The sequence below is a fragment of the uncultured Paenibacillus sp. genome, assembly GCF_963515335.1.
Lineage (GTDB): Bacteria > Bacillota > Bacilli > Paenibacillales > Paenibacillaceae > Paenibacillus_I.
In genome coordinates this window covers 1-10,199 of record NZ_CAUPYC010000098.1, presented here as the reverse complement: position 1 = coordinate 10,199, position 10,199 = coordinate 1, and the positions used below count along the sequence as shown (strand labels likewise).

The window sequence follows — 10,199 nt, the reverse complement described above, 5'->3', positions numbered from 1 at the left end:
GTAAGCAAGACTTATCCACAGGTTTGAGTTATCCACATTCCGAATTCATGTTTAAGAATAGCAAGACGTGCAGAAAGGAAAAAGACACCGCGCAAGATGATTCTCATGCCATCGTATCCTGAGCGAAAGGAATCACCACCCTGACGGAAGTGCCGAGCCCCTCCCGGCTGTGTATTGTCAGCCCGTACGAGGCTCCGAACCACAGCCGGATTCTGCGCTGAACATTCAACAAACCGGTCCCCCCCTCAAAAACACCTTGCCGGTTCTCCCGAGACCAGCCGTTATCGTTATCCGCCAGCCCGTCCAGCAGTGCCGCTTTCAGTCGATCCACGTGCTGCGGTTCCATTCCAAAGCCGGTATCCCGAACCGTAATCACGACGGCATCCTCCTCCCTGAGCGCAGAAATACGAATTTCGCCGCTTCCGTCGAAGTCATCATAGCCATGCTTGATCGCATTTTCCACCAAGGGCTGAATAGTAAGCCTCGGCAGCCTGATTTGTTTTAAATCCGCGGGCAAATCATACTTGAACCGGAATCCGCCTTCATAACGGAAGTCGATAATATTGGCGAACAATCGGATATAATCGAACTCTTCTTCCAACGTAACGAACTTTGAGGATTGGCCCATCGAGTAACGGAGCATCGTACTCAACGAGTCCACGACGAGCTGGATTTCTCTCACCCCTTTGCGATGCGCAAACCAGCTGATGGAGTTCAGGGTGTTATACAGAAAATGGGGTGTCGTATGCGCCTGCAAGGCATCCAATTCCGCCTGTTTCTGATAGAGCAGCGCCTGCGATTCATTCAGCTTCACTTCATACACCTGCTGGATCAAATGATCGAGCTGTCCGACCATGTGGTTGAAGCTTTCGGCGAGTTGTCCGATTTCATCGTTCCGATGGGAAGGCACCCTAAAGTTAAACTCGCCGGTCTGAACCCGCCTCATAACCTGCTGCAGCTTTCTTAACGGCTTAACCACGATACGCCGCAGAGAGACGGCAACCAACCCGATAACGATGATGATGACTAGGGAGAATATTAAAAAAAGGTTTCGTATCCGATCGATTCTTCCGGCTATATCTTCATACGGAATTTTCCCGTACAACGTCCAGCCCAAATGGGCCAAAGGCAATCGCAAATACAAAAAATCTTCGCCGTTGTCATTACGCTCGATAAACAAGCTTCCGGCCTTGACTTTACGAAATCCCGAATCCGATGCAAACTCCCCGGTGCGCAGGGAAGGATCATAAATCACCTTCTGATTCGGACCGATCAACGCGACGGTTCCGGACTGCAGCAGCCGGACTTGTGAAAGCTCCCGGTTGACCGCATTCAAGTTAAGATCGGCGATGACAATGCCGAGCTGTTTGCCGTTAAGCAGATCCACGACCGGTTTGCCGATCGGCAGCATATAGGCGCCGGCCATATCCCGGTAAATCGGACCGACGGCCGCAATTTCCCCTCCCTCCGTCAATCTTGCTTCCAGCTCGCGGTAAGCCTCGGGAACAGGAATCCACTTGTTCTGACCGAATCGCCCCAAGCTGTCAAACCTGATACCGGATTTATTAATCAAGGTGATCTTGCTGATTTCCGGGTTATTCTTGATCAGCAGATTCGTGTATTCGGCTATAAAACGGGCTTGCTGGTAGGCCTTCCATTCCTCCTGGGGGCGATTGCGGACAATCTCCTGAATGCCGGGGTGTATCGATGTCTGAACTAATATATCCTCAATATCCGTGTAAAACCGTTCCGTCCTTTCCGCAACCTGATCCAAGGTACGGAAATTGGATTCGGCGATCATCTCCAGCATCATTCGAGAGAATGTATGGTAGCCGAATAAACCGAGCACGGTCAGCGGCAAAAGGGCAAGCAGAATAAGGGTCCAGAGCGCTCGGGCATATAGCGAACCATCGAATACTTTTTTCAATTTCACTCTCCGATCGCCCGCTTATCCCTGTATTCTTGTGGAGATAGGCCTGTATAGCGCTTGAACATCCTGGTAAAGTACGTGACGTTGCGATATCCGACTCGCGAGGAGATTTCCATTACCTTGATGCCCGGCACGCGCAGCAGCTCTCGGGCCTTGGCAATGCGCAGCTGATTGACATATTCGGTGTAGGTGACGCCGAATTCCTTTTTGAACAGCCGGCACAGATGGGATACGGTTACCCCGACCAGTTCGGCCATTTCGTGCTGCGGCAAATCGCGTGTGAACTGTTCCTCAAGGATGGTTCGGCAGCGATAAAGAACGTCCGGACTGGTCTGTTCGCGCAAATTTTTAACGATTCCAGCGCAATCCATAACGAACCCGAGCACCGTCTCCTCCAATTCCTCAAGGGAAAATCGCGGGGTAAGCACCGCTTTCAGCGCATCCCATTTGGGGCCAATGTAGGTCTGTATATTATCGAAAGTGGATAGCCGCTTGTTAAGCGCAAGAAGGCTGTCGGTCATGTAACCGATCATGCGTACATGATCATGGTCCGCTTTCCTTCGTATTTCAGACAAAAATCGAAGCCCCGCGTCACGGGCTCCGACCGTATTGCCGATCTCGATCTCATCGAACATCGCCGATTCAATCCGGATCAGGGACATATCCCACTTTTGCTGCTGCATCATCAGCGAAACGTAAGAGCCCGCGTCTTTATACAGCAAGGATGCGATCCTTTTAAAGGCTTGAACCAGTTCCTCCTTGCGGAGCGGCTTCAGCAAATAATCGCACGCTCCGAATTTAATCGCTTTTTGCGCATATTGAAAATCGTTGTGACCGCTCAAAACAATAATTTCGGTTTTCGGCTGATGCCGGCGGACATGATCCATCAAGACCAGCCCATCCATACGGGGCATCCGAATGTCGGTCAAAAGGATGTCGACCTTCCGGTTCTTGATGAGCTCCAGCGCCTGCAAACCGTTGTAGACACTTCCCGCCAGCTTGAAAGGAGGGCCCAGTTCCTCAATGTATTCCGAAAGGCTGCGATTCACATTCTGCTCGTCTTCCGCAATTACGATCTCGATTTTCATGGCGCCCTCCTTATTTGCTTGGCCGACAGGCGTTTGCGTTACGCCAGTTCCTTTACGGCAAAACGCGTGTAATGGGTATGGCTTCCGCCCCAGTTGGAGAAACCGACCTGTCCGTACAGGTAGGGACGATCAGTGTCCTCATAGGTGATCAACTTCCGGCCCCCGGCCAAAATTTCAAACACATTATCTCTCGCTTCCACACGAAGCGTACAGGCTTGATCCGGCTCCCAATCGAACGCGCACGACGCAAGTTCCGTGTAACCGTTGTCATTTTTATATAACGCCAGCCGTCCGTCTTTTGTCAAGCCTGCCGCGTATGAACGAATGCCGCCTTGCACGCGGAAATTGATATGATGATGGTCCCCCAGCTTCGGAATCATCTCCGCTTCAAAGGCATAGTTCCTCCACTGCAGATCCCCCGTATACGCTTCAGCCGGCTCGCCCGAATAGCTCCCGCTCAATTCGCCGTCCTCCAATGTCCATATCCCCCGGAGGAACGTCAACTGGCTCACCTCAACGTGGAGACCGTTCCAAGGCTCCAGCCTTTCACCGGCAAAATCGATTGCATAATCCGGCCCGCCGAAGAAATGGAAGTCGTCGATATAAGCGATCAAGGACGGAAGCGCCAAGTGACGCCTTTCTTCCTGTACCGGCACGAATTCAACCCCCGCCTCCGAAATGCATACCCCGTACATGAAAGGAATTCGGAAAGAAAGCTGTTCCCATTGATCTGCGCTGACTTTTTTCTCCTCGCCATAAATCCGCCTTCCCGAGTTCCGGTCTTTAATGTACAGCTTGGCGGCCAGGTCCGTAATTTTCCCGTCGGGTACAAGAACATGACACTCGATCGTTTGGCCGGGATACAGCAGAGGGGAAAAGCTCGGATCGTACCTGCTGTCGTTGAAATCCTGCGGCTCATAGTACGTTTTGACATAGGCGCGGTAGCCGAAACCGCCGTTGGCGTAATCGAACACAACCTTCAGCGAACGCTCGCCGCTGTGCGCCGCCTCCTCGGTATTTTCGACGAATCCCGTGATTCCCGCTGCGTCGCTGTCCACACGGAATGCGTGCGTGGATCCCGGATATTCAAAATGATAACGGGGGCCGGCTTGCTCAAGAATCGGAGCCCATTCCGCAGGCGGCCGGACTCCGGCAATCTTGTAGCCCAGTCGTGCGATATAGGACGCGCACCAGGGCAGGTCCAGACTATTCAACGTCCCGATGACGCTCGAGCAGCAGAGAAAGTCATTGATCGGCTTGCGCCAGGACATGTCTATGCCGGACAGCCCGTTTTTCACCCCGAGAATCGTGCCGACGTTCGCCACGTTGCAGTCCGTGTCCCAGCCGCACATATTGCAGATGTTGATCGAGCTCGTGAACTCCCCTTTCCCATACAGCAGCGACAGAATGATGACGGCCGAGTTCGGGATGATGTGGCAGTTGCCGGGGTACTTGTCATAACCGTAATGATCGTGAACGTATTGGAAGCATTCGCGCCAATGATCCGGATGCTCCCTGTGGAAACGCACCAGATCGCGCGTTACGCAAGCATATTCGCAGTCCGGCGGAATGACGGACAGGCCCGCCTCTATTATCGCCTCGATGGAAGACTCCCCGAAAGCGGCCGCTATACAGGCGGCGATGAACATGCCTCCGTATTTACCGTTTCCGTCATGCGACACGCTTGCGATTTTGTCCGCGTATTTCGCTGCCAGCTCCGGTTGATTCGGTGCAATCAGGCCCCATGCGTCAATGAAGATCTGTCCGCCGATCTGTTCCGCCACCGCCGGGCCGTTCTGCTCGATGCTCCCGGAACGAGGTGCCGCAATGCCGTTCTTCAGATTCAGGTAGGCGGTATGCTCGGTCGATTTGCCGTAGCCGCCCCACCAGAAAAAGCCGTGGCCGTCCGGCGCGTAGTTCAACCATGCGAGTCCCATTTGCTCCGGGGTAATATCCAGCGTGTGCGTATAGTCCTCCAGGGCGCGCAGGAAAAACATCGGGCCGTTCGTATCATCGTCGGCCGCGAAATTATTAAACTGATGCAGGTAGTCGGTTATTTCCCCGAACGTCCGCTGCAGCCGCTCATAGGTCCAGCCCTCCACATTGCCTCCGTGCCGCACGCCGATCACCTTGCCGAGCCAGCCGGCGTATACTCGTTCGATATAATCGGCGGGAATCGTTACCGCGGCCGTCGCTTCTTTTTCCGTAGTGGTCATTCCCCTCATCTCCCCATACTGATTTTTTCGGTCTAGCCCTTCAGGCTGCCTTCCGTAATCCCTTCGATAAACCGTCTTTGCAGAAAAATGTATGCGGCTACCACCGGGAAAATCGTGATGACGCCGGCTGCCGAGATCAGCGTCCAATCCGACTGGAATCGTCCCGTGAAAACGAGATAGCGCGTCGACACCGTCTTTAGTTCATCCGTTTGCAGGAATGCGTTGGCGAAGAAAAATTCATTCCATGTCCACAAGCCCACCAGAAGCGCAGCCGTCAAAAACGCGGGCTTCGCCAAAGGAAACACGATTTGCAGCATGAGCCGAAGCTCGTTACAGCCGTCCACGCGTCCGCTGTCCAGCAATTCATTCGGGATGCCGACGAAGAAGGAGCGGAGCATAAAAATATTAAACGGCAGAAAAATCGCGGCGTAAATCAGGATGATTCCCTGCAGCGTATCCATGAGCTGAAAGTTTTTCCACAAATAGAACAACGGCACGAGAAACAGCCCCATCGGAATGGACATCGTGAACAACAGGACGCCCATGATAAGATTTGAGCCTTTGAAGTTGAGCTTCGACAGCGCATATGCGGCCATGCCCGCCGTTAAGCAGACGATCACAATCGTTGCGGCGCCGACGATAAAGCTGTTCCAGAACGCTTGCCCGTATCCGGCCTTCGTCCAAGCTTCCGCAATGTTCTCGAAGGCCAGCCTGCCGGGAAAACCGAGCGGATCGCCCATAAATTCATCGCGCGGCTTCAGCCCGTTATTAAATAGAAGAATGAGAGGCGCAAGCGTAAACGCAAGCGCCGCAAGCAGCGGCAGGTGCCTCCAATCGAAACGCCTTGGCATCAGACATCCCAGCCTTTCTTCTTCACGAGCCCGAAACCGAGGATGACGATCAGACTGAACAGCCCCATGGTCAGCGCGATGGCGCTGGCATAACCCGGCTCTTGGCTGTATAAGGCCAATTTATACATATAGGTTGCGATAAGCTCGGAAGCGTTGCCCGGACCGCCTTGCGTCATCACGAACACGTAGTCGAAAGCCGCGAATGACCAGATGACGAGGAGCATGTAGACAAGCACGAGCGTCGGGCGAAGCTGGGGAAGCACGATATGCCACACGATTCTGGCCCTGCTCGCTCCGTCAACAGTAGCCGCCTCTTCGAGCGTGCGGTCCAGCTGATGCAGCGCAACGAGAAAAAGCACGACAAGAAAGCCCCAAAAATGCCACGTGTCCGCCACGGCCACGGAAAATAACGCGACTCTCGTATCGCCGAGCCATGAAACCTTGAGGAAATCCCACCCCCACTTCTCGAACACGGTGTTAATCCCGAAGTAGGGACTGTATATCCCCTGCCATATTTTCGCCGTGACGACCGTCGATACGATGTAAGGCAGGAACAGAAGTGTACGGTACAGCATTTGCCCCCGGGTCACTTTGCTTACGAACATGGCCGCCGAGAGTCCCATGATGACCGGGATGGTCAGAAAAAAAAGCATCCATTTGACATTGTTCCAAAGGGCGGCATAAAAGATTTTGTCCTGCAGCAGCTCCGCGAAATTGGCGAAACCGATGAATTCCGGCTTATTGATCCCGTTCCAGTCCGACAGCGACAAGAACAAGGTGCCTATGAGCGGTCCGCTGATGACGACGGACAACAGGAGCAAGGTCGGCGACAGCAGCAGCCACGGCAGCCACGCCAGCCTGCGCTTTCTTTGCTTGCCGGCATCAGCCGCATTGACTGCCGTACTAGCGTGCATATGCGCTTCCATGAGCGGCTCTCCTCTCAATCATTGAACTTGAAGAGCATTCCTTCCGCTTCATCTTCATCCGCTTTTTTCTGCGCTTCCGCCAGGTAATCGTCCACCGTCATTTGTCCCAGGAAAACCGAGTCGATGTTATCCCACAAATATTGCTGGGCTCTCGGCGGCCAGTATGTCCAGGAGGCGTATCCCGGGTTTCCTTTCTCAAAGGCGCTGTTCAGCTCGGTATACACCTTTTCGACCAACGGGCTTTTCGTCTGCGCTTGCGCGATGTCGATGCCGTTGATCGGCATGAACGTCCCAAGCTCAAGCTGGGATTTGGCGCGTTCCGCCCCGTAGAAGAAATCGAGGAAGGCCGCCGTTTCGTCGGGATATTTTGTTTTGGCGTTTATGCCCACCGCTTCCCCCAGAGCCATCGGCAATGTCGGCTCGACACCGCTCCGCCAGGCCGGCATCACGAAGAAATCAGTCTCGAACGGCGGCGGGCTCGTAATGAGCCGATCCAGCGCCCATGTGCCCTCCATTTTCATCGCGGCCTTCTGGTTATTGAAGAGGAACCAGGCGTCCTCCAGCGAAATGGAATGGGACTGCTTGTCGTTGATGTAACCCTTCTGCCAAATGTCCACCCAGGTTTGTGTGGCCTGCTTGACCAGATCGCTGGTCCAAGGTGTTTCGTTCTTCAGTACTTTCTTGAATTCGTCGGCGCCCAAATAAGAGTTATAGACCAGGGACAGCCACCATTCATTCGATGCCCTGAATTCTGTGGTTCCGAATGCAAAAGGCATAATGCCCGCCTGCTTGATTTGCTCGTTCAGCGCCATGAATTCATCAAAGCCGGTCGGCGTCTTCCACCCGTTTTGCTCGAACATATCCTTGTTGTACCAGACCACAAGCGATTCGTACGAACCGGGCAGTCCGTACAGCTTCCCTTCATAGAATCCGGTTTGGAAAGCCCAATCGTAAAACTTGTTCTTCCAGCCGTACTTCTCCGTATATGAATCCAGCGGGAGCAGATAACCGGCCGATGCGAATTGCATTAAGGTCGTCGGTCCGTCAACGACGATAATATCCGGACCGGCTCCTGCCGCCAATTGCTGGCGGGTAAGCAGATCGGGATCCTGGTTTTCGATCAGCTTGAGCTTGATATTCGGATACTTTCGTTCGAAAGGATCGATTATCGTTTCTTTTCGGATCCTGGCCTGCTCATCGTTGCTCGGGGGGCGCGTCATCCAGGTCAGTTCGACGACTTCTTTCGTGTCGGCGGCTGCATTGGCACCGCTCGCCTTATTCCCCGACGCTTCGGCGCCGTTGCCGGCGCCGGATTCGCCATTCCCTGCACTGCCGCCAGAGCAGGCTGAAAGCACAATAGATACGAGCATCAAAAGAAGCAGTATCCCATAAAGGCTGCGCTTCATCTCTCGGTAACCCTCCCATGCATTTTATTGTAAGCGATTACATGCTCCTATTATGCTTGATTTGCCGGCAAGTGCATAGACTACGGAGTTGCCCAAAATGCTATACAAAATTGATCGGAGAGAAGCGGAAAGCTGGGCGTATTCCTTTATGCCTCCCGCGGTCAACCCTTATAACGCTCACCTGCTAACCTTTGACGGATCCCGCCGTAAGCCCCGCCACCAAGAAACGCTGCAAGTATGCGAACGCCAGGGCGATAGGCACAACCGAGAGGACGGACGCCGCCATCAGGCTGCCCCAGTCTGTGGTGAACAGACCGCGCAGCAGCGACAGGCCGGGAGTAAGCGTTCGGAATTCGTCCTTGTTGATAAACGTAAACGCGAACAAAAATTCGTTCCAGGCACCGACAAAAGCAAATAGCGAGGTAGCGATAATGCTCGGCAGCGAAAGCGGAATAATCATGCGGATTACGATGTCGAGACGGCTGCAGCCGTCAATCATCGCCGACTCCTCCATGTCGTAGGGAATGGAGTCGAAGAAGCCTTTCAGCATCATCACGCACACCGGCAGCATAAACGTGGTATACGCGATAATGAGCGAATAGAAGGTGTCCAGCAGCTGCGTTTTCATCATAAATACATACAAAGGCAGCCCTCAGCCAGATTTCATCATCCACGATAACCACTTTAAACATCCCGTTCCTCCCCTCTTAGAGGCAGACGTATCGTTACGACGGTTCCCGACCCGACCTTGCTCGCAACGGATAGACCGTATTCAGGTCCGCACAGCATCCGGATTCTTGTCTGAACATTGAGCAGGCCGATGGAATCATCCTTCCTCAAGGTCGAACGAGAGAATGAGGCGGCCAGATCCCCGTTCAATTTCTCCACTTTGGCGGATGCCATCCCCACGCCGTTATCCATGATATGCACCATAAGCAAGCCGCTGTCGTGATCGGCATGTACTTTCAATTTCAGCAACTTATTCGGCCTGCCGGACGGAGTCAGGCCGTGCTCAATGCAATTTTCCACGATCGGTTGAAAAATAAGCTTGGGCATCAAGCAGCGGTTCGCGGCCCCTTCGACCACGATCCGGGTCCGAAGGATATCCCCGTAACGCTTATTGATGATAATCAAATAATTGCGGACATGTGTCAGCTCTTCCTTGACCGGAACCCATTCGTCCCGCATCTTGATGCTGTAGCGGAACATATTGCTTAACGACTTGCACATCGCCTTGATTTCCGGCGCGTTCCGCAAGCTGGCGATACTGCCCATCGTTTGCAACGTATTGTATAGAAAATGGGGATTGATCTGCACTTGAAGCGCCTTCAATTCCGCCTCCTTGCGGACAATCTGGGATTTGTACTCATCGTCGATCAATTGCTTCGTTCGGTGTGATAAACAATCTTGTCATCACGGTCAAGTATGATGATCTTGCTGCCCGGAAACAGGTTGTATTTCTCCACCAAGCCGCGGAAAGGCTGCACTTTCAGATCGATCCCGACCAGCCCGATCGGCGTATCGCCGTGAAATAAAATAGGCTCGGCGTAATGAAGAATATCTTCCTTGAACCATTTGTTGTATACGATGTTGACGGTAGGCTGACCGGAGCCTATACGCATATCCTCCGGGTATGCATCGGCGTATTGGGAACGGCTTAAGAAAGCGGACGAGGGGGTGAAATAATCCACCATGTCCCCTTTTTGGTTAAATAAATAAATGCCCAGGTAAGTATTCAGTAAACCCGCACAGAGCGGGATAAATATAACTGGACACACCATT

Annotated in this window: 9 protein-coding genes; all 9 read right to left on the bottom strand. The window is 53.2% G+C overall.

The features are described 5' to 3' along the window. Window positions 1–103: 103 nt before the first annotated feature. Window positions 104–1,927, bottom strand: coding sequence for a sensor histidine kinase (locus RWM61_RS19420; protein WP_314003906.1), 1,824 nt, complete (start codon window positions 1,925–1,927; stop codon window positions 104–106). Between the two features lie 2 nt (window positions 1,928–1,929). Continuing rightward, the gene (locus tag RWM61_RS19415) at window positions 1,930–3,018 is read right to left on the bottom strand and encodes a response regulator (RefSeq protein ID WP_314003904.1); all 1,089 of its coding nucleotides are present in this window, start codon (window positions 3,016–3,018) and stop codon (window positions 1,930–1,932) included. A 38-nt stretch (window positions 3,019–3,056) separates the two neighbouring features. Further along, complete coding sequence (locus RWM61_RS19410; protein WP_314003902.1) at window positions 3,057–5,234, bottom strand: ADP-ribosylglycohydrolase family protein; 2,178 nt, start codon at window positions 5,232–5,234, stop codon at window positions 3,057–3,059. A 32-nt stretch (window positions 5,235–5,266) separates the two neighbouring features. Then, window positions 5,267–6,085, bottom strand: coding sequence for a carbohydrate ABC transporter permease (locus tag RWM61_RS19405; RefSeq protein ID WP_314003900.1), 819 nt, complete (start codon window positions 6,083–6,085; stop codon window positions 5,267–5,269). Then, on the bottom strand, window positions 6,085–7,011 hold the full coding sequence (locus RWM61_RS19400) for a sugar ABC transporter permease (protein WP_314003898.1): 927 nt from the start codon (window positions 7,009–7,011) through the stop codon (window positions 6,085–6,087). Before RWM61_RS19400 ends, RWM61_RS19405 begins: the two co-directional genes overlap by 1 nt. A 14-nt stretch (window positions 7,012–7,025) precedes the next feature. Then, window positions 7,026–8,417 carry an extracellular solute-binding protein gene (locus tag RWM61_RS19395; RefSeq protein WP_314003896.1) on the bottom strand — a complete coding sequence of 464 codons (1,392 nt, stop codon included), beginning with the start codon at window positions 8,415–8,417 and terminating at the stop codon, window positions 7,026–7,028. 184 nt (window positions 8,418–8,601) lie between these two features. Further along, entirely contained in the window at window positions 8,602–9,060 is a 459-nt protein-coding gene (locus RWM61_RS19390) for a carbohydrate ABC transporter permease (protein WP_314003894.1), read from the bottom strand. A 41-nt stretch (window positions 9,061–9,101) separates the two neighbouring features. Next, window positions 9,102–9,797, bottom strand: coding sequence for a histidine kinase (locus RWM61_RS19385; protein WP_314003892.1), 696 nt, complete (start codon window positions 9,795–9,797; stop codon window positions 9,102–9,104). Further along, window positions 9,794–10,199, bottom strand: a 406-nt coding sequence (locus tag RWM61_RS19380; protein ID WP_314003890.1) for a cache domain-containing protein, incomplete at its 5' end; no start/stop codon positions are given. The genes RWM61_RS19380 and RWM61_RS19385, both read right to left, overlap by 4 nt.

Excerpts from the sequence above, each read along its gene's own strand:
- RWM61_RS19415 (WP_314003904.1), bottom strand. The coding sequence starts at position 3,018 with ATGAAAATCGAGATCGTAATTGCGGAAGACGAGCAGAATGTGAATCGC.
- RWM61_RS19410 (WP_314003902.1), bottom strand. The coding sequence starts at position 5,234 with ATGACCACTACGGAAAAAGAAGCGACGGCCGCGGTAACGATTCCCGCC.
- RWM61_RS19405 (WP_314003900.1), bottom strand. The coding sequence starts at position 6,085 with ATGCCAAGGCGTTTCGATTGGAGGCACCTGCCGCTGCTTGCGGCGCTT.
- RWM61_RS19400 (WP_314003898.1), bottom strand. The coding sequence starts at position 7,011 with ATGGAAGCGCATATGCACGCTAGTACGGCAGTCAATGCGGCTGATGCC.
- RWM61_RS19395 (WP_314003896.1), bottom strand. The coding sequence starts at position 8,417 with ATGAAGCGCAGCCTTTATGGGATACTGCTTCTTTTGATGCTCGTATCT.